This window comes from Cupriavidus sp. 05N39, from assembly GCF_056397325.1.
Map to the genome: position 1 here is coordinate 1 of NZ_JBFTNE010000008.1, position 19,832 is coordinate 19,832.

The 19,832-nt window shown below is 62.8% G+C and carries 16 protein-coding genes and 3 pseudogenes; 9 read left to right on the top strand and 10 right to left on the bottom strand.

What is annotated here, in order from left to right; all coding sequences use genetic code 11:
• Window positions 1-382: 382 nt before the first annotated feature.
• Together AC1DN0_RS05650 and AC1DN0_RS05655 are read right to left on the bottom strand one after the other, a co-directional pair.
• Complete coding sequence (locus tag AC1DN0_RS05650; RefSeq protein ID WP_477145602.1) at window positions 383-1,927, bottom strand: UxaA family hydrolase; 1,545 nt, start codon at window positions 1,925-1,927, stop codon at window positions 383-385.
• A gap of 86 nt (window positions 1,928-2,013) precedes the next feature.
• The gene (locus tag AC1DN0_RS05655; protein WP_477112185.1) at window positions 2,014-3,351 is read right to left on the bottom strand and encodes an MFS transporter; all 1,338 of its coding nucleotides are present in this window, start codon (window positions 3,349-3,351) and stop codon (window positions 2,014-2,016) included.
• 161 nt (window positions 3,352-3,512) lie between these two features.
• Here AC1DN0_RS05655 and AC1DN0_RS05660 point away from each other — a divergent pair.
• Window positions 3,513-3,643, top strand: a pseudogene (locus tag AC1DN0_RS05660) (IS6 family transposase); the annotation flags it as partial.
• 815 nt (window positions 3,644-4,458) lie between these two features.
• Here the strand turns inward: AC1DN0_RS05660 and AC1DN0_RS05665 are convergent.
• Entirely contained in the window at window positions 4,459-5,211 is a 753-nt protein-coding gene (locus AC1DN0_RS05665; protein WP_477112183.1) for an SDR family NAD(P)-dependent oxidoreductase, read from the bottom strand.
• A gap of 218 nt (window positions 5,212-5,429) precedes the next feature.
• Here AC1DN0_RS05665 and AC1DN0_RS05670 point away from each other — a divergent pair, with 218 nt between their 5' ends.
• The 6 genes from AC1DN0_RS05670 (at window position 5,430) to AC1DN0_RS05695 (ending at window position 10,958) form a co-directional block, all read left to right on the top strand.
• Entirely contained in the window at window positions 5,430-6,764 is a 1,335-nt protein-coding gene (locus AC1DN0_RS05670) for a DSD1 family PLP-dependent enzyme (protein ID WP_477143877.1), read from the top strand.
• A gap of 200 nt (window positions 6,765-6,964) precedes the next feature.
• Window positions 6,965-7,993, top strand: a complete 1,029-nt coding sequence (locus tag AC1DN0_RS05675) for a Bug family tripartite tricarboxylate transporter substrate binding protein (protein ID WP_477111348.1) — start codon at window positions 6,965-6,967, stop codon at window positions 7,991-7,993.
• 73 nt (window positions 7,994-8,066) lie between these two features.
• Window positions 8,067-8,309, top strand: coding sequence for an aconitase X swivel domain-containing protein (locus AC1DN0_RS05680; RefSeq protein ID WP_477112037.1), 243 nt, complete (start codon window positions 8,067-8,069; stop codon window positions 8,307-8,309).
• Window positions 8,310-8,586: 277 nt separating this feature from the next.
• Window positions 8,587-8,829 (top strand): hypothetical protein, encoded by a 243-nt coding sequence (locus AC1DN0_RS05685; RefSeq protein WP_477143876.1) that lies wholly within the window; start codon window positions 8,587-8,589, stop codon window positions 8,827-8,829.
• Between the two features lie 350 nt (window positions 8,830-9,179).
• Entirely contained in the window at window positions 9,180-10,181 is a 1,002-nt protein-coding gene (locus tag AC1DN0_RS05690; RefSeq protein WP_477112039.1) for a 2-hydroxyacid dehydrogenase, read from the top strand.
• 222 nt (window positions 10,182-10,403) lie between these two features.
• Complete coding sequence (locus AC1DN0_RS05695; RefSeq protein WP_477112040.1) at window positions 10,404-10,958, top strand: YbhB/YbcL family Raf kinase inhibitor-like protein; 555 nt, start codon at window positions 10,404-10,406, stop codon at window positions 10,956-10,958.
• Window positions 10,959-11,023: 65 nt separating this feature from the next.
• Here the strand turns inward: AC1DN0_RS05695 and AC1DN0_RS05700 are convergent.
• Window positions 11,024-11,170 (bottom strand): annotated as a pseudogene (locus tag AC1DN0_RS05700) (IS6 family transposase); the annotation flags it as partial.
• 336 nt (window positions 11,171-11,506) lie between these two features.
• Here AC1DN0_RS05700 and AC1DN0_RS05705 point away from each other — a divergent pair.
• Window positions 11,507-12,511 (top strand): aldo/keto reductase, encoded by a 1,005-nt coding sequence (locus AC1DN0_RS05705; protein ID WP_477112041.1) that lies wholly within the window; start codon window positions 11,507-11,509, stop codon window positions 12,509-12,511.
• A 684-nt stretch (window positions 12,512-13,195) separates the two neighbouring features.
• Here the strand turns inward: AC1DN0_RS05705 and AC1DN0_RS05710 are convergent.
• From AC1DN0_RS05710 to AC1DN0_RS05730, 5 genes and pseudogenes are all read right to left on the bottom strand, one after another.
• On the bottom strand, window positions 13,196-14,329 hold the full coding sequence (locus AC1DN0_RS05710; RefSeq protein WP_477112042.1) for an AraC family transcriptional regulator ligand-binding domain-containing protein: 1,134 nt from the start codon (window positions 14,327-14,329) through the stop codon (window positions 13,196-13,198).
• A gap of 65 nt (window positions 14,330-14,394) precedes the next feature.
• Window positions 14,395-14,817, bottom strand: a pseudogene (locus AC1DN0_RS05715) (LysR family transcriptional regulator); the annotation flags it as partial.
• 75 nt (window positions 14,818-14,892) lie between these two features.
• Complete coding sequence (locus AC1DN0_RS05720; RefSeq protein ID WP_441633018.1) at window positions 14,893-15,606, bottom strand: 4-carboxy-4-hydroxy-2-oxoadipate aldolase/oxaloacetate decarboxylase; 714 nt, start codon at window positions 15,604-15,606, stop codon at window positions 14,893-14,895.
• Window positions 15,603-16,376: a PIG-L deacetylase family protein gene (locus AC1DN0_RS05725; protein WP_441633016.1), complete on the bottom strand. Its 774-nt coding sequence runs from the start codon at window positions 16,374-16,376 to the stop codon at window positions 15,603-15,605. The genes AC1DN0_RS05720 and AC1DN0_RS05725 overlap by 4 nt, the downstream gene beginning before the upstream one ends.
• 30 nt (window positions 16,377-16,406) lie before the next feature.
• A complete protein-coding gene (locus AC1DN0_RS05730; protein ID WP_441633014.1) occupies window positions 16,407-17,378 on the bottom strand; it encodes a tripartite tricarboxylate transporter substrate binding protein in 972 nt (323 codons plus the stop codon).
• Between the two features lie 109 nt (window positions 17,379-17,487).
• Here AC1DN0_RS05730 and AC1DN0_RS05735 point away from each other — a divergent pair, with 109 nt between their 5' ends.
• Window positions 17,488-18,387, top strand: coding sequence for a LysR family transcriptional regulator (locus tag AC1DN0_RS05735; RefSeq protein ID WP_477145592.1), 900 nt, complete (start codon window positions 17,488-17,490; stop codon window positions 18,385-18,387).
• A 258-nt stretch (window positions 18,388-18,645) separates the two neighbouring features.
• On the opposite strand, the gene AC1DN0_RS05740 is transcribed toward AC1DN0_RS05735, so the two are convergent.
• Window positions 18,646-19,809 (bottom strand): acyl-CoA dehydrogenase family protein, encoded by a 1,164-nt coding sequence (locus AC1DN0_RS05740; protein ID WP_441633010.1) that lies wholly within the window; start codon window positions 19,807-19,809, stop codon window positions 18,646-18,648.
• Window positions 19,810-19,832 lie beyond the last annotated feature (23 nt).

A 19,832-nucleotide genomic window follows, 5' to 3' on the forward strand; every position in this document is an offset into this window, starting at 1 on the left:
GCCGGGGCCACGCAGGTCGTATCCGGCGTGCTTGCCGGAATCTTCCATTGCAGCTTTCAAAAACGGGCGCCGGCGGCTCGGGCCGAAAAATCGAGCCGTCATTCTAGCTCACGCAAGCCCGGCGCGAAGCCCCTCCCAGAGGTGCATCCRGRGTTTTARGGCCTTTCGCCGGGCAATTCAGTTTYTACCCGCGCRCGGGCAATGCCYWGYCTCCTCCTTCGGTCTGATCGTCATTTGTCATYCGGRTCCAGCGGCAATGTCACCCGCCGGGASCGSCCGCTCTCGMCCGGAAACTGSRCGAASGCGCTGCGGATCAGGTASGGCATCGCCGYCTGCARGGACGCRTTCTCGTCGCGCACCGCCGCGTCCCCCTACGCAACGCCTACGTAACAGCGCCAATGTGCCAAGGCACGAACTCATTCTGGCCGTACCCGTGCATCTCACTCTTGGACGCATGGCCTGAAGCCGTGGCGAGCATTAGCTGAAAAATTTCTTCCCCGAGTTCATCGATGGATCGTGTGCCGTCGAGGACCGACCCACAGTTGATATCGATGTCCTCCTCCTGTCGCAGCCATAACGCGGTGTTGGTACCGAGTTTCAATGATGGCGACGGCGCGCAACCGTAAGCGGATCCGCGCCCGGTTGTAAAGCAGATCAGGTTGGCACCGCCCGCGACCTGGCCGGTTGCCGACACCGGATCGTAACCGGGGGTATCCATGAAAACCAGGCCGCGGGCATGGACCCTCTCGGCGTACCGGTATACGTCGACAAGATTCGTCGTTCCCCCTTTCGCTACCGCGCCGAGCGATTTCTCGAGGATTGTCGTGAGTCCCCCCGCCTTGTTACCCGCCGAGGGATTATTGTTCATATTGGCATTCATGCGCGCGCAATAGGCCTCCCACCAACGGATCCGCTCGATGAGTTTTTCGCCAACCTCGCGCGACACCGCGCGGCGTGTCAGTAGATGTTCCGCGCCATAGATCTCGGGGGTTTCGGAAAGGATCGCTGTACCGCCATGCGCCATCAGCCGATCGACCGCCGCGCCGAGTGCCGGATTCGCGCTGATGCCGGAATAGCCATCGGACCCGCCGCATTGCAGTCCGACCACCAGATGGCTGGCATCGACCGGCTCGCGCCGCACGTTGTTGGCTGCGGGCAACATCGCCTTTACCTGCTCGATGCCAGCCGCTACCGTGCGCGCCGTCCCGCCCAGCGCCTGGATTGTCATCGTCCGCAGCGCGGCACCAGGCGCCAGGCCTTGGCGCTCCATCAGTCCATCAATCTGATTGGTCTCGCAACCCAGGCCAACAATCAGCACCGCGGCAAAGTTCGGATGCCGCGCGTAGCCGCCAAGGGTGCGCCGGATCAAGTCCAGGCCCTCGCCTTCCGCGTCGATCGCGCAGCCCTGCCCGTGCGTCAGGGCGACCACGCCATCCACGTTGGGGTACGCCGCCAGCGCTTCCGGATGGATGTCGCGGCGAAAGTAGTCGGCGACGGCGCGAGCGGCCGTTGCCGAGCAATTGACCGACGTTAGGATACCGATATAGTTGCGCGTCGCGACACGCCCGTCGGCGCGCAAGATGCCCATGAATTGCGCACACGGCGCGGCGGCCCGCGACGGCCCCGCGTCGGTGCCGAAGGCATAGTCCCGCTCGAATTCGCCCATAGCGAGATTGTGCGTGTGGACATGCTCGCCTGCGTCGATGCCCCGCGTCGCGAAGCCGATGATCTGCCCATAGCGCCGCACGGGCGTGCCGGAGGCGATACCGCGCACGGYGAGCTTGTGGCCTGCCGGAACCAATCCGCGTACGAGAAGGCCCGCGCCGATTTGCACGCCTGAAACCAACTGGTTCCGCGCGATGACGACATCGTCGATCGGGTGCAAGCGTACGACGGGCTCCGGGGCCGCTGCGGTAGTTCCTGTCATTTCGTTATCCATCGTGAAATTCTTGCTGCAACCTTCATGCCCTTTTCGGCACGCTTACTTCTTCAACGCATCTCAGATGCAGGGCACTAGCGGGATACCGTCCTGGACGAACTGAACGGCACTGCCGACGCGCGGCGTGCATGCGCGCCAATGCTTAACAGGAGCAACACGCCGACCACTCCCGCGGACGCCAGGGCAAGCATCCCTGCCTGCTGGCTGTGAAAGAGTGCCTCCACAGCGGTCTTCAAAGTCGGTGCGATAAAGCCGCCGAGATTGCCGAGCGCACCGATCAACGCGATGCCGCTCGCCGCGGCGGTGCCGCTCAGATACGCGGTAGGAAGGGTCCAGAAGAGCGGCTGGACAACGACAAAGCCTACCGTCGCGATACAAAAGGCGATGAGCACCGGCGCAAGGTGCTGGCCAAGCGTCGAGAGCGCGATGCCCGCGGCCGCCATCGCCAACATGGCAATGGCAAATTGCCGGTGCTTGCCCTTGGCATCCGCCATGCCCGCGATGAAGCGCAGGGCGATCAGCGCACATAGCCAGGGAATGGCGGTGAGAAGGCCAACCGTCGAACCGATCGCCGTGCCCGTCAGCTCGGAAATCCGTGTTGGGAGATAGAAGATAACGCCGTAAACACTGACTTGGATCGCGAAGTAAATCGCGACGAAACGCAGCACCTGCCAGTTGCGCAGCGCACGTAGCGCAGTAGCTGGGCCATGCGCAATCTTTTCACGGTCTTCGGCAGCGATGGCTGCCTCAAGGGCACGTTTCTCGCCGGATGTGAGCCACTTGGCGTCGCGCGGTTTGCTGACCAGGTAGAAGAACGCGATGATGCCGGCAATCGACGCCGCAAGGCCTTCGATGATGAACATCCACTGCCAGTTGCGCAGCCCCAGTTGCCCGCCCATGACTTCCAGCAGGAAGCCGGACAGCGGGCTGCCAAGGACGAGCGCCACTGGCAAGCCGAAATAATAGACGCCAAGCGCCTTGCCGCGCTCGCGCGCCGGGAACCAGTAGGTCGAGTAAAGGATCACGCCGGGCGAAAAGCCTGCCTCCGCCACACCCAGGATGAAGCGCAGCACGTAGAACGAGGTCTCGTCGTGCGCGAACATCATCGCGGCGGATGCCAGGCCCCAGGTCACCATGATCCGGCTCAACCAGACCTTTGCGCCGACCCGATGCAGCATCAGGTTGCTCGGGATCTCGAACACCGCATAGCCGATGAAGAAGATCCCCGCGCCAAGCGCAAATGCCGCATTTCCGATATTCGAATCGACCTGAAGGGCCTGCTTGACGAAGCCGACGTTTGACCGGTCGAGCATGGACAGCGCAAACATCAGGGCGAGGAACGGCGTGAGGCGCAGGCGTGCCTTGCGCACCGCGCTCGCCAGCGCACCATCTGTGACGTGTTCAACTTGCATCATTCATCTCCAGTACGAGGCCGCAGGTGGCAGCTTCGTCTTTTATGCATTGCGCACGTCTCGCGCGCGTTTGTGTTTGTCTAAAGCAGCGCGTTATCGAGCAAACCGCGCGCCGCGAGGTTGGCCATCAGCGCGCGCAGGCCATTACGTCCAGGGTACGATACGATCGCGTGCTGGCAGTTTGTCCTGACAAGCCCACGAAATCATCCCCGATCAGTCGCGCAGCTATCCGGCGGCGAAGGCCGAGAGCCCGGAGCACGCCAACGTCAGGCACGCGTTCGTCGGAGCCAGCACCCCGGGTCACGGAGTTTGACGGAGACGGCGAACAGAAAAAAGCGATCGTCAGATCGATTAACAAAAAAATTATTTTGGTTTTGGCGCCGCCCGGCCGCGCGAGTCAGCGGGCTGCTAGCGCTGGTTATCCGTGCCGAAGGCATCTACTTGAGACAGCCTGGATTCAGATCTGCGGCGGTCCGTCGCACGCAAACCGTTACCGAAGGGTCGCTGTTCTTGTGGGAAGTCGAATGTCTAACAAGTCAAATTTCTTACCCACAGCCTACGGTCCCCTCCTGCCGGCGCCAACTGCTTGCGGGGCGTGCTCTTGACGAAGTCAGCAAGATGCTCGACTGGCAAGCTCCAGGACTTGCGACCGTAAGTAGCTACGATTGATACTGCGTAGACGCACAATAGAGGCAAACATCGCAGTGAGCCACCGGGGACAGTGCGAAAGTACCAGTTTTGCTCAGCGCCCAAAAAACACCCGCGACCGGCAGGCGCGAGGGTGCGGGTGCGGGTGCGGTGCGTTACGGACAACTCGGCAATTGCCGAAGGAGAGGCGTCTCTATCCCGACTAGCCGACGATCTGCGATGGCGCTCAGCCAACCCGGGGAGGCCGGCTGGAGCGAACGAGCGAAGCCAGAGGGATCTATCGCAGTTGGCATTCAGCAGTATGTGACGATGTTGAATTCAGAGCCGTAAGACCGCCATGAATCCGTAAATCGCGGAATCCGGTTCCAGGATCCCGACGGTGACTGCTTGTGCTGCTCGCAGCAGGAGTGCTCCATTCCGCGGCGAGCCCTTTCCCGCCCCCCGTGTGCGTATTTGCGCTTACGTCAACACCTGGCCGCCATCGACCACCAAGGTCTGGCCGGTGATCCAGCCTGCGTGCGAGCTGGCGAGAAATAGCACCGCGCTAGCGACCTCGCCTGGCGTCCCGAGCCTGCCGAACGGAACCGAACGCAGTATCCGCTCATACAGCATGGGATCGGAAGTCTTGCGCTGTTCCCACGATCCGCCGGGAAATTCGATCGAGCCTGGCGCAACCGCGTTGACACGGATCCGATCCGGCGCGAGTGTCAACGCATGGGACGCCGTATAGTGCATGACCGCCGCCTTGATCGCCGCGTAAGACGGGGTACGTGACGACGGTCGAAGCGCCGAGATGGACGTCACATTGACGATGGCGGCGTTGGCCGACAGGCGCAAGAATGGCAGTGCGGCATGCCCTGCGCGCACCGTTGCCAACAGGTCGACCTGGATGCCGGCCTCCCAGCCGGCTTCGGTATCCCCGCCTCCGAAACCCGACGCGTTGTTGATCAAAATGTCGATGCCACCAAGCGCTTCGCCGGCTGCTGCAATGTAAGCACTGATCGCCTCGCCTTCAGCGAGATCGCAAGGTGCGGTATGGGCCAGATGGCCATAAACGTCCAGCTCGGCCTCGATGGCTTTCAATCCTTCCAGATTGCGTGCGCAGACCGACACTGCAGCGCCAGCCTGCGCGAACCCGAGCGCAATGCTGCGGCCGATGCCACGCGAGCCACCAGCGACGACGACGCGCTTACCGTTGAATTCGAACCCCATTTATTTGCCTCCAGGCAGTGACGTGGGGGGCAGTATGGCCGAAATTTTTAGAAGCCGCACAACCACGAATACCGCCCATAGGCAGTCCAGAACCATACCAAAAGCAGGCTTGCGAAGCTTCCCCAACATTATGACGAAATCGGTTGAACCAGCACCCTGAGAACCTGGCTCTGGTGTCGGCGGGATAAATCCAAGCCGATGATTGGCTCAGGACCTCGATGCGGATCATTCAATTCAGCTTAACAATAGATTTCCAGGCATTTAACCACGGAGATGGCTTGGCTGACTACAGTGGCTACATACGCACCGGTCTCACCTTCACCGCTCGCCGACACCGCGACGGAGGACTTGGGCTCTTTACAGGCGCGCATTCCCGTGACCCACCAGCCTGCAACCGATTTTCCTTCTCGTTCGACATGTACTTCTCCCTTCACACCGTTGACACCCCTGCAGCGATTATTGACTTGGAGCGCATGCAGCACAACATCGATCGGATGCAGCAGCGCATGGAAAAGCTGGGCGTGCGGTTTCGACCGCATGTAAAGACCAGCAAATGCACGCCTGTCGTGCGCGCCCAGCTCGCGGCCGGAGCGCATGGAATCACTGTCTCCACGCTCAAGGAAGCCGAGCAATTCCTGGCCGCGGGTGTCACCGACATCTTCTACGCGGTTGGCATGGCACCGCACCGGCTTCCTCAGGCGCTGGCATTGCGCCGGCGCGGCTGCAACTTGAAGATACTCACCGACGGCATGGCGTCGGCTCAGGCGATTGCCGACTTCGGCAGAGCGAACTGTGAGGCCTTCGAGGTGTGGATCGAGATCGACACGGATGGCCACCGCTCGGGCATCCAGCCTGAAGACTCAGCGCTGTTGGAGGTCGGCCGCGTATTGCATAACGGGGGTATGCGCCTTGGTGGCGTGTTGACTCACGCTGGCTCGAGCTACGAGCTTGATACGCCTGAGGCGTTGACGGCCTTGGCCGAGCGCGAACGCGTCGGCTGCGTGCGTGCGGCGGAGCGTCTGCGCGCGGCGGGCCTTCCATGCCCGGGGGTCAGTGTCGGCTCGACCCCGACGGCACTTGCCGCCGAGCAGCTCCAGGGGGTGACCGAGGTGCGGGCCGGCGTCTATGTTCTCTTTGACCTGGTGATGAACAACATTGGTGTCTGCACCACGGATGAGATCGCGCTTAGTGTACTGACGACGGTGATCGGTCATCAGAGCGATAAGGGTTGGATCATCGTGGACGCAGGGTGGATGGCCATGAGCCGCGATCGCGGAACCCAGAAGCAGAAGCAGGACTATGGATATGGGCAGGTCTGCACGATAGACGGCACGGTGTTGCCAGGCTACCTGCTGAGTGGCGCTAACCAGGAGCACGGCATCGTGTCGCGCGAAGGTGAACCTGATGCGGACGTCTCCCATCGCTTTCCCGTAGGCACGCGCCTACGCATTCTTCCGAATCACGCCTGCGCAACAGGAGCGCAGTTCCCCGAGTACCGAGCGCTCGCTGAGGGCGGAAAGCTCACGACCTGGGAGCGTTTCCATGGCTGGTGAGTTGCGCGGCGACGTACGCGTCGTCACTCCGGCAGGCTTGGCCAGCGCGGGCAGCCGTTGTAGCTCCCGCATCGATCAGCCGGTGCAGGCGCGTTCAATCGCAAAGGGAGGCGGCCAATCCTGACACGCAAACGAGTGAATCATTGCCCAGACCTCTTGCTTGTCATGAGCAATGGCAGGGAAAGACTTTAGGAAAAATCATGAAATTCGAACGCCACACTCACTGTTCCCTCGGAGATCGCATCAAGCGATTCACCACCGCCTTCGCTGCACTCGCCTTTGGTGCGGCCTGCAGTCTCACCTCGTCCGTCCAGGCGGCGGAGGACCCATGGCCCCATAAGCCAGTCACCGTGATCGTCCCCTCTGCTGCCGGTGGATCGGGCGACGTACTAAGCCGTATCGTCCTGAGTCACCTCGCGAGAGCGACCAACGCCAATTTCGTCGTCGACAATCGCCCGGGCGCCGCAGGCAACATCGGCATGGCGATGGTCAAGCGCGCTGCGCCGGACGGGTACACGATTGGCTATGGCAACATCAACACCCTGGCCGTCAACCCCGGCCTGTTCAGCAAGCTTCCCTATGATGTGCAACGGGACTTTGTGCCCGTGGGCCGCATGTTCTCGATCTACAACCTGCTCGTGGTTCGTGGCGACTCCCCGATCAAGAACGTCGCCGAACTGATTGCGCTGGCCAAGAAGGAGCCCGGCAAGCTGTCATACGCCGCGGCCGGTACCGGCAGCAGTGGCCACATGGGCGGCGAGCTATTCAAGAAGATGGCCGGCATCGACGTGTTGTTCATCCCGTACAACGGCGATCCGCCGTCCCTCACCGACCTCGCCGGCGGCCGGCTTGACTACACGTTTACCAATGCCTCGGTCGCCTGGCCGCTCGTCAAAAGCGGCAAGCTGCGCGCGCTGGCGATCACCAGCCGCGAGCGTATTCCGCTCTATCCCAATCTGCCGACCCTGGACGAGTCCGGACTGAAAGGCTACGAGAACGTCTCGTGGGGCGGTCTGGTATTCCCCAAGGGCACGCCACAGCCGATCGTCGACCGGGTGAGCGCCGCGCTGGAGAAAGTGCTGAAGTCCGACGCCTTGCGCAAGGAGCTGACCGACGCCAACGCATCGGTAGGCACCGGCACCCGCGAAGAGTTCGTGCGATTCGTCGCCAGCGAGCAGAAGAAATGGGGCGGCGTCATCGAATCCGCGCATATCCCAAAACAGAACTGAGCTGAATCGTCTGCGTGGCGTTTTCTCTCGCCCCGCGCAATAGATCGCTGGCGAGTCGTTCGATAAGATTCTCGTGCTCGATACGGCGAAGGGTGGTGTCGCAACCTTGTGGCTGCTGCACGAAATGCAGTCGCGCGATATGGCGCCGCTGGAGATCGTGCTCAATACTGTCAACACAGTCCTCGCAGAGGGAGCGGCGCTGGGGGACGTGACGATGCTGGCAGGTTTAGATACAGACAGCACGGCGCAAATTCCGCATGGCGCCAAGATCGAAATCAATCCGGAAGCCAGGACGATTCGCGTGCTGGTCCGATGAGGCGCAGCTACCGGGCCAGATCGCGGAATGGCTGCAACGCGTGCACGGGCCGAAATTGGTAACAGGCCGGTTCTTGTCCAAGGTGACGGGGACTACCACTCCGTGCGTTCGAGTGCCTGACAGCGGGTGTTTCGCTGCCGTTTCCTCGAATCCTATCGTGGCCAGTCGCCGCACCGCGCAGCGGACGCCTTGAGGATATAGCAAACGGCGCGCGAAACGAAGCTGCGCCAACAAAAGCGAGTGGTTGAAGGAGAAGGAGAAGGAGAAGGAGAAGGATATGCATACCGGCAAAAAGTCCGTGCGTGTGCAGGCCGGCAAGTGGTTCGGGCCTGGTGCGGCGTTGCGTGTGATCGAGTTCAGTCGCGCGCCTTCGGATCGAAGGCGCTACGTGCGCATTGGCACGTTGCGGCCAGAAGGATGGGTGACGATCGTTTTCTTCCGGCACGATGACGGGTCGTGGAACGTCTTTCCACCAAAGACGGACATGCCGGGGATGCGTGCTTACCAGCTCGCGGCATGAGCGACAGGCTAGGCGAGAGATCTACGGCCCCTCGCGAATCGACGCAGAGCGCATACAGCAAGTGGCTGCTGGCCATGTCGCTTGGCGCCCCCAAGGCACAGGTTGGGACAGCGTTTTGGCAGATGGGTACGGGGTAAAGTTGAGGATCACTATTTTCGCTAATGGCGCCCACACTCAGCCCTCCGGTTACCAACGATTTGGCCGACGTGCTGGCCGACCTGAATCGCTTCTGGTGAGATGCGTACTTCTCGTGCAACTTTTGGCGGCTGCTTCCCGGAATTTCATATTCCGCTTCCCTATTAATTTATGTGCCGCTGCTTGAATATCACCGGCGCTCAGAGGAACCCCCGATGAGAAAACGAATCGTCGTGTACCGGAACGTGCCGCGGAGCGTGCTCGCGCTGTTGCGCGAACAACATGACGTGACCGAGGTCGAACAGGTCGCTGCCGCAAGCCGCGCGCCGTTGATCGAAGCGCTCGCGCGGGCACACGGCATCCTCGGCAACAACATGAAGATCACGCCGGAGCTGCTTGACGCCGCACGATTTCTGGAAGCGGCATCGACCATTTCCGCCGGATTCGATGCATTCGATGTCGAGGACCTGACGCGGCGCGGCATCATCCTCAACAACACGCCCGACGAATTGACTGAAACTACCGCGGATCTCGCGTTCACCCTGCTGCTCGCGAGCGCGCGGCGTGTCGTCGAACTCGCCGAATGGACGCGGCGCGGCGAATGGCGTGCGTCGGTCGGAGCGGCTCAGTTCGGCGTCGACGTTCATCACAAGGCGCTCGGCATCGTCGGGCTCGGACGCATCGGCTGCGCCCTCGCGCGACGTGCGGCGCTGGGTTTCGGAATGGACGTGCTGTATTGCAATCGCACACGCAATCACGAAGCGGAAGAAGCCTACGGTGCGCAATGGCGCACGTTGCCGGAACTGCTTGCGCAGGCCGATTTCGTGTGCCTGCTGGTGCCGTTGTCCGCCGCGACCGAGCGGCTGATCGGCGCGGCAGAGCTCCGCCTGATGAAGCGAACGGCGATCCTCGTCAACTGCGCGCGCGGCCAGGTGGTCGACGAAGCCGCGCTCATCGAGGCGCTGCGGGAACGTCGCATCCTCGGCGCCGGACTCGACGTGTTCGAGCGCGAACCGCTGCCACTGGACTCGCCGCTGTTGACAATGCCGAACGTCGTCGCCCTGCCGCATATCGGCTCGGCTACACAACAGACACGCGACGCGATGGCGTTGCGTGCGGCCCGCAACCTGCTCGACGCACTCGCCGGCCGTATTACCTCGACCTGCGTGAATCCAGAAGTGCGAGATGTCCTCGAGGCCCGAAGCCATGCGGGATAAAGCCCCGTGGCCGATACTCCAGATCCCCGGTCGTTATATTTTTAACGTTATATCTAATGACATCGCGCAGCATCGTCCGTACACATTAAGTGCATTGCGCGCGATTTGGTCCAAGGTAAATCCGGAATCACCGTGCTGGCAATCGCGAATGCTAGAGGGTACAGCCGCACTTGCCTGGCGCGCTCGGCATACATTCCACTCATTGCATACGAGGATGTACGAATGAAACAGGCTAAGACTGGCTTCGCGCCGCTGGCAGGCGCATTGCTTTTTGTCGGTATGGGCATCGCGCAGGCGGCAGGCATGCAGGTGTCTTCCGCGTCGTTCGCGGATGGCGCGACGATTCCTGTGCTGCATGGCAACAATACGTCCGATTGCGGCGGCAAGGGCGTTTCTCCACAGGTGTCCTGGTCGAACCTGCCTGCCGGTACCAAGTCGGTTGCCGTGCTGCTTTCCGATCCCGACGGCGCGATGGGGCTTGGAGTTTCACATTGGGTTGCGTACAACATCGCCGCCGATCGCGGGCAGCTCAAGGAGGGCGAAGGCCAGACCGACGGACATGGCGCCACCATTGGCAAGAACGTCAGGGGCGAGGTCGTGTATCGCGGGCCCTGCCCGCCGGCGGGTGACGCAGCACACCATTACACCTTGACCGTGGTCGCAACGGATCTCGCGCCGTCCGCACTGCCGCCTGGGCTGACCAGGGACGAACTCATGTCGGCACTCAAGGGGCACGCGCTCGGTGGTCAAAGCATGATTGGCAAATACAGTCGCTAAGCTGTCATGACGATGTCCATCGCGAAAATCGGCGTTGCTACCGAACTGGAAGCGAGAGCCGTTGCGAATACCTGGTGCAGCGCCGGCGGTAGTTTGATCGCCCAGTGATGCACTGGTGGAATGATCCACTACGATGCCGCGCTCGGCCTCATCTGCTCAAGGTGACGCCGGCTGAGCGGGTAGGCCACATACCAGCGCACGCAGGTCAGCATCACTTCCAGCGGGTAGTGCAAGCGCTTGAGGACCTTCGCAATTTCCGGATTCGTGGCAGGCTCATGGCGCTGAACTCAAGACCGCTACATGCTACCGAACGCTTACAGCGACAGATCGGAGGCATCGGTCACCTCCTGGAAACTGCCTCGCCAGACGCCTACGACGCCCCCTATAAACGCTGGGACCTGATCGATCTGCCCATTCAATATTCTCGCCGCACTTCGGCTGTCAGTGTAACAAGGTGACAGTACCCGAGCTAATCCGGTACATTGGCAAACCACCAAGACTGACGGCTTCATCCTCGAAGCCGGGACCTTTTTTCAGAAGATCATCCAATGCAACAACGCAAACTCGGCACCTTCAACGTCAGTTCCATCGGTCTGGGCTGCATGAATCTGAGCCACGCCTACGGCGTGCCACCATCGCCCGAGCAAGCCGCAAAGGTACTGCTGACCGCGCTGGATGCTGGCGTCAATTTTTTTGACACGGCCGCCCTGTACGGCTTCGGTGCAAATGAGACGCTAGTCGGCAACGTCCTGTCCAAGCACCGCAACCAGTTCACCCTGGCCAGCAAGTGCGGCATGACCGGAGTAGACATCAATGGCGATGGCAAGCCCGTGCGAGTCATCGACGGCCGCCCACAGACCATCCGGGCCACCTGCGAAGCCGCGCTCAAGCGCCTGCGTACCGACGTGATTGACCTGTACTACCTGCACCGCTGGGACAAGAAAGTACCCATCGAGGAAAGCGTGGGCGCCCTGAGCGATCTGGTGCACAAGGGCCATGTCCGTGCCATCGGTCTATCGGAAGTGTCGGCACACACGCTGCGCAAAGCCCACAACGTGCATCCCATCACCGCGTTGCAGACCGAATATTCCTTGTGGACGCGCAACCCGGAAATCGCCGTACTAGAGACCTGCCGCGAACTTGGCGTGGCCCTCGTCGCCTTCAGCCCTCTGGCACGCGGCTTTTTGTGCGGTGAACTGACCGACGTAGCCTCGCTCGACGCCAAGGACATCCGCCGCTCCATGCCGCGCTTTGCACCCGAGGCTTACGCCGCAAACTTGTCGCTGCTGGACGGCTACAAAGCCATTGCCCGCGACGTCGGTTGCTCGCTGGCACAGCTCTCGCTGGCTTGGCTGTTGCATCGTGGCAATAACATCATTCCGATCCCTGGCACCACCAGCGTGGCGCACTTACTGGACGATCTCGGGGCAATCGATGTGAAGCTCAGCGCAGATGACATGGCCCGGTTGGAGTCACTGATCAACCAGCGAACCGTGGTGGGCAGCCGGTACAATCCGCAGGGCAACAGCGAGGTGGATACAGAGAGTTTCTGACCTGAGACGGGGTGTCCGAATTTGTGTGGCTCCGTGGCGCCGTCCCACTGGCGCAAATCCTGCAGATCGCCCCAAAGCGGGCAAGGTACTCAGCCTCTGGCACAGCCGGCATTTGGTCACAGTGCGTCCGCGGCCGGCAGCGCCGCCGCGAAGACTACTGGGCCAACCCATTCGGTATGCCTGCCCGGTCGCGGCACTACCCTGCCGAAGGGTGGCTTGGATATGATTAGTCCCGTCTTTGCGACTGCACTACGCAGTTAAATCCTGCGCTCCAGGAAACTTAATGCAAAGACAACGCTTTCCCAACGCGATCCGAGTCGGCATAGCCGCCATCTCCCTGCTTTACGCCGCCACAGCGTGGTCGCACGCCCATCATCAACGTGTCCCGCAGGACGAGGACCGCTTAATGATTATCGGTGCCCGCGCGCGCTTGAGGGTGCGGCCACATGCATCATTGTTCGCCTCAAATTTGTCGCTGCCGGCTCTACACGAGCCCATCCCGTCTGGGCCGAAGACGATGCACGTCGACTGTAGTTCCGAGCTTCATCATCCAGGCAATTCGAAGCGATTGCGGACGGCTACCCCGCAGCCGTCCGCAATCAAACAGTAGCGCCGATCCGCTTGCCGCTGTATAGCTGCGATGCAGCAATAGGGATATCGACGCTACGCAGGCGGCGCCTCGGCTCAACGAGATACAACTCGTACGGACAAGGTCTGGTTCAACGCGCTGCGCCCCACAGTTTCCGCAAGGGGCCTTTCGATTGGAAGTGTCATTTGATGACAATCGGCGTGGACATCTTCAACAACGGTCGTAACATGATCGAATTGGGCACCGCTATCGCGGCTGACGCCGCGCCAACCTCTTAGTGCCCGATAGAGGGAAGCATTCTCGCGATATCCCAGCAGAGACGCCTGGATCGACTGGGGTATCCCATCTGCCACGTAACGCAGGGCCATCTCGCGTCTTGTTTCCGCCAAGAGATCGGCAAACCGCGAGCCATGAAGTGCCAAGGCTCTCTGCAGCCCACGGGGGTGCATGCCAAGGCAAGAGGACACCGCTGCGAGAGTGCAGTACCCTGTGGACAAGAGGTGCTGGATCACGGCCGACACCTGATCGGTAAAGCAAAGCTCCCGATCAACCGAGATTGAGGCCACGTGCTCTGCGAGAGCCTCCTTGAATTTGTTGTTTCGATATGGCTCCTCCAACCCCAGGATCCGTCTGTCCACGAACAGGCTGTAGTGAGCCCCGCTGCGTGCAAGAAGTGGCAACGAAGCATCACTGGCGCGCGCGGGGACGTCACCGGACCGCTGTAGGGAAGGTGCCACCGCGCGCACTGAGTCAGCCCTGCGACCCGCGAGCAGCCTCGCAATCTTGTATGCGGTCGCGAGGAGGAATTCGCCAGCCTGTGCGTACCTGAACGCAGGCTCCATTTGGAATACCAGTTTGATCTCCATCGTCTCTCGCTTGCCCCCCGCGCATCGCATAGGTCGTACGCCAGTCACATAGTGGTGGAGGTACCGATCCAGGCGACGGAAGACCTCGCAGGCAGTGGAGCCACCGAAGGCAATGAAGATGAGTGGACCTAGCGTGAACACGCTTTGGCCGTCAGCCAACCATTGTCCAAAGTCGGCGCAGCCGAGCGATTCCGCGGCCAGTTCCAGCAGCAGCGCGAAGGCTGCGAATGACACGAAGCTGCCAGGCTCTCGCCACGCATCCTCCCGAATGCCCGCAGCACTCATCAGGTTTCCCGGCGAGCCCCCCAACCGGGTGACGACGCTGGCAAAGGCTGTTAGCGCACTAGAACGAATGCTCGACATGGTTGGTTGCGTGCTCTACCCGGCAGCGCTGGTCCCACCAGCGGATTGAAGATTGCCCGTGCCAGGAGGTCAAGCTGGCGGGCATTGAGCATGGCGCTGAGATGGCCGGACAGGCTCTCTACCGTATGCAGGCGCACATTCGGATAGCGCTCGCGCATGGCGCGCATCAGTGGCAGGCCGATCACCGAGGCGGTAGTAGGCGCCAAACCCACGCTGACGGTGCCGGACAGCTGCGCATGATGGGCGGCGCGCGTGGCCTGCTCGGCATGGCGCAGCGCCAGCCGGGCTTCGCGGAAGAAGGCCAGGCCGGCTTCGGTGGCCGCGACGCCGCGCGTGGTCCGGAGCAGCAGCCGGGTCGAGAGTTCGCTCTCCAGCCGGCTGATCTGCTGACTCATGGCGGACTGCACCATATCGAGATCGAGCGCAGCGCGGCTCATGCTGCCGAGTTCCACCACCCGGACAAAATACTGAAGCTGGCGCAGTTCCATCTGGCTCCCCCGCGATGCCTGGATGCTTGTCTGCGTCGCTTATACCAGATGCGGGCGCGCCGGGCGACGTCTGGCTCAGGCCTCGTCGAAACCGCTATACCAGTCCACGGTCTCATCCGAGTAGGCCAGTCCCTTGGCCGCCAGCGCCTCGCGCATCTTGTACATGTCCAGGCCGAGCACGCCGGCGGCCAGCGTGGCCCGCTTGCCCGCTTCCATGGCCTCGCGCTCGGCGGCGCGGCGTGCGGTCTCGGCGGCCAGGGGGCGCGGCACCACCACCACGCCGTCGTCGTCGGCCACGATCACGTCGCCGGGCCGCACGTTGGCGCCAGCGCAGATCACCGGGACATTAACCGCGCCGACGGTCTCCTTGACCGCGCCCTGGGCGGAAACCGCCCGCGACCAGACCGGGAAGCCCATGGCATTGAGCGTGGCCACATCGCGTACGCCGCCGTCGATGACCAGGCCACGCGCGCCCCGCGCCTTGAGCGAGGTCGCCAGCAGATCGCCGAACAGGCCATCGGTGCAGTCGCTGACCAGCGCCGCCACCAGCACGTCCCCGGGCTGCACCATCTCCACCGCGACGTGGATCATCCAGTTGTCACCCGGGTGCATCAGCACCGTCACGGCGCTGCCGGCCATCGCTACGCCGGACTGTATCGGCCGCAGATAGGGCTTCATCAGTCCCGTGCGGCGCTGCGCCTCATGCACAGTGGCCACGCCTGAGGCACCCAGCACCTCAATGTCCGCGGCGGCGGCGCGCAGGATATTGCGATAGGCGACGGTCCTCATGCCAGGCTCTCCGATACTTGCGGGAACACACGTGCATAGCCCTCGCCGTACTTCACCCTGCGATCGGAATTGCGCGTGGCCTGGGCGCCGCGCTGCAGCGCCACCCGCGTGTAGTACTCCCACAGGTGCTCCTGCGCCGCCATGGTGGCGAAAGCGCGCTGCTTCTTCTCCCAAACGGAAGAAATGTCGAGCAACAAATCGGGTTTCCAGTTGCACTGCTCGGGCTGGTGCGGCTCGAACAGGAATACCGGCGGCGCGCCGATCACGGGCACTTCAGGCTTGTAGCCATGCGCCTGGGCGATGACGCGCGCTTCCTGCGCCACACGGGTGGCGAGAGGATGGTCGAAGTTATAGATGTCCTCGCGCGAATGGCTCAACACCAGTTCCGGCCGCAGTTCGCGGTAGAGGTCGGCAAGGCGCAGCAACGCCGCGTCGGTCACGCGCAGGGGGTAATCGCCGAGGTCGAAGCACTCCAGTGTGGCGCCGAGGATGTCGGCGGCCTGCTGCGCTTCCTCAAGCCGCGCGGCCTTGACGCGCTCCATGGTCATGCCCGGCTGGCGCCACATCTTGGCCGACTCGCCGCGTTCGCCAAAGGACAGGCAGACGATCTTGACGTGGTAGCCGCGCTCGGCATACAGCGCGATGGCGCCGCCGGCGCGCCAGACGAAATCGGCGGCATGCGCGCTGACCACCAGGATAGAGGGACGCTTTGCGTCGGCTTGCGCGTCGGCTGGAGCCGGGGATTGCGCTTGGGCGTGGATGTCTGACATGGGGATTTCCGTTGGGTCGCGTCGAAGGCTTCAGTCGGCCGTGATACCCGCCTTGCGGATCACGCCGTTCCAGGTTGAGGTTTCGTTGCGCACGAACTGGCCGAAGGCTTCCGGGGTGCCGGGCAGGATGGTGACACCCAGTTGCATGAGCTGCTTGCGCACGTCCGGGTCGGCCAGCGCCGTATTGGCAGCGGTGTTGAGTTCACGCACGACAGCGGGCGGCGTCTTGGCCGGCGCCACCAGTCCCCACCAGACAGAAGCGGTGAAGCCCGGCAGGCCTTGCTCGCGCGAGGTTGGCACACCCGGCAGCAGCGGCGCACGCTGGTCGCTCGCCACCGCGATGGCGCGCAGGGTGCCGGCGCGGATATGCGTGATGACTTCGAGCGGGTTAATCGGCATGAACGTGATGCGCTCGCCCAGCAGGTCGGTGATGGCTGGCGCGCCGCCCTTGTAAGGCACGTGCAACACGTCGATGTGCGCCGCTTCCTTGAACAACTCGCCGGCGAGATGACCGGAGCTGCCGTTGCCGGCCGAGGCATAGCTGAGCTTGCCGGGTTGCGCCTGCGCCTGGGAGACCAGGTCCTTGAGCGAGGTCACGCTGGATTTGGCCGGCACCACCAGCACCAGCGAGGCCTGGCCAATGCGCGCCACCGGCGTGAAATCGCGGGTCGGGTCGAACGGCAGCTTGGCAAACAGCGCGGCATTGGTGGCCAGGCTGTTGGAGGCCATCATGATGGTGTAGCCATCCGGCGCGGCCTTGGACACCGCGTCCATGCCGATATTGGTGCTGGCGCCCGGGCGGTTGTCGACAATGATGGGCTGCTTGAGCAGCACGCTCATCTTCTGGCCAACCGAACGCGCCACGATGTCGACAGCGCCGCCCGCCGCGTAGGGCACGACCAGCCGGATGGGCTTGGCGGGGTAGGTCTCGGCGCTGGTGGCGGCAGCGCCCAGCGACAGCGCGGCGGCCAGCAAGCCGGCTAGGTAAGGTCGGCGCAGCATTCTTGTCTCCTGTGGTCCGGTTTCATTCGTTTGCGTGCATTTTGGCCAACCGTCGTGATACTGTCTAATATGTTTTCAAACCGCTTGTTATTGCACTTCGATATAACCGATGGAATTTCGCCAACTCCGCTATTTCGTCGCCGTGGCCGAAGCGCTGAGCTTCAGCGAGGCCGCGCGCAAGCTCCATATCAGCCAGCCACCGCTGAGCACCCAGATCAAGGCACTGGAAGACGAACTTGGCAGCCCCTTGCTCGACCGCTCCCGCCACCATGTGGCGCTGACGCCGGCGGGCACGCTGTTCCTCGACAAGGCAAAGGCGGCACTGGGCAACTTGGAGCAGGCCCGCGAGGTGGTCAAGCAGGTTGCCGCCGGTGAGGCGGGCGAGATCCGGGTGGYCTTCACCGCCTCTGTGCCCATGCAGAATGTTTTCCCGCGCGCCGTGCAGCAGTTCCGCCTTGGCCACCCACGTGCCATGCTGGAACTGGTGCATATGTCCACCGGGCAGCAGTTGCAGGGACTGGAGAAGGGAGAGATCGAGATTGGCTTCCTGCGCCCTTCGCCCCAGTTCTACCCGCCCGCCAGCATTACCGTGCACGAGGTGCTGGCCGACCGCCTGGTCGCCGTGTTGCCGGCCTCGCATGCGCTGGCGATAGCGGATGATGACAGTGAACTCGACATCGGCGCGCTGTCCGCCCAGCCCTTTCTGCTGTTCCCGCGAGGGCTGGGGTGCGGGCTGTTCGATCATGTCACCACGCTGTGCAACCGCGCGGGCTTTGCGCCGCGCATCGGCCAGGAAGCGCGCGAGGCCACGACCATCATCGGTTTGGTGGCGAGCGGTGCCGGGGTCTCGGTGCTGCCGGAGATTTACTCACGCACCGGCATTCCGGGCGTGGCGTACCGCCGGCTGGCCGGCCCCGACGCGGCCAGCCGGGTGCTGGTAGCGCATCGCGCGGGCGCCTTGTCGCCCATCATGCGCAAGTTCTTGGCTTTTTTTGAGGTTGGCGCCTAATGGAAGTAGCTGCCGATCACGGCACGGTGAAGGAGAAGTGCGCAAGCGGTAGTCGCGACATCACCGAGGCCACGGCCGCATCTTAGATCTGGGCGAGTTCGGCCCGCAGGAAGCGGCGCACCGCCGGATCGGCTTCGATTCCGATGGCTCGCCGGTAGGCTTCGGCAGCCCCGTTTGCAGGCTGCCGGCCCGGGCAAGCTGCGCGTCCGGCGTTCCGTTGTACAAAACATAATGCGCCCACCTGGGATGCGTTCCTGATCAACCCGCCCGCTGTTTTTCCGGGCGCTGCGCGAAGGTCCGCTCGAATACCGATTCGGCGATGCGGTTCTTCAGGATCTCGATGGAGCCGCCGGCGATCATCCAGCCCCGGCAGCGGCGCAGGCAGTACTCCACCAGCGCCTCCTGGCTGTAGCCCATGCCGCCCATGACCTGTAGCGACTCATTGGCAACGTCGAAGCCCGCCTGGTTGCAGAACGCCTTGGCGATCGCGGTTTCCTCGGCGGAAGGAAAGCCGCTGTCCGCGTTGGCCGCGGCCCGGTACAGCAGCAGTTGCCCGGCATCGAGCTTGATCTTCATCTCGGCGAACTTCCATTGCAGGCCCTGGAACTCGCACAGTAGCCTGCCAAATTGCTTGCGCTGCATGGCCCAGTCGCGCGCTACTTGGTAGGCATAGCGTCCCAGCGCCAGCGAGCGCGCTGTATTGCCCATGCGCTCGACATTGAAACCGGCAATCTGCTTCTTGAAGCCGCCCTCGCCCAGCAGCACATCGGACGCCGGGATGCGAACATCCTCGAAATAGATCTGCGCCCATTCCTCTCCCGACATGAAGCGCGAGCGCTGGCCGATGCGCACACCCGGCAGCCTGGTATCGATCAGCACGGAACCGATGCCGTTGACGCCCGGGCCAAAGCGCACGTAGGCCAGGATCACGTCGGCGTGCGGGCCATGGGTGGTGAAGACCTTGGTGCCGTTGATGAGGTAGTCGTCGCCATCGGGCGTGGCCGTGGTGCGTAGCTCGGTGACGGCGGAGCCGGCCTCGGGCTCTGTCATGCCGACCGAGATCAAGGCTTCACCGGCCAGCAGGCGGCGTAGCCATTTGTCCTTTTGCGCCGACGAGCCATACTCGGCCAGCACCCGGATGGCGCCGAAGTTGCCGGCCTGGATCACGTCGGCGCTGCGCGGGCAGACCGAGGCCACGGCCTGGATCGCGATGATGGCGTCCATCAGGCTGCCGCCCTGGCCGCCGTCAGCCTCGGCCACAGTGATGCCCAGCAGGCCTTGCTCGCTCATCTTGCGGGCGACATCCCAGGGGTAGTCGTCGGTATGGGCGCGGGCGACCGAGCCGGCGCGCAACTCCTTCTCGGCGAAGCGCGTGACGGCGTGCTCGAACTCAGCTTGCTCGGGGGTCAGTTTGAAATCCATGTTTGTCTCCGTTTTCTTACTCG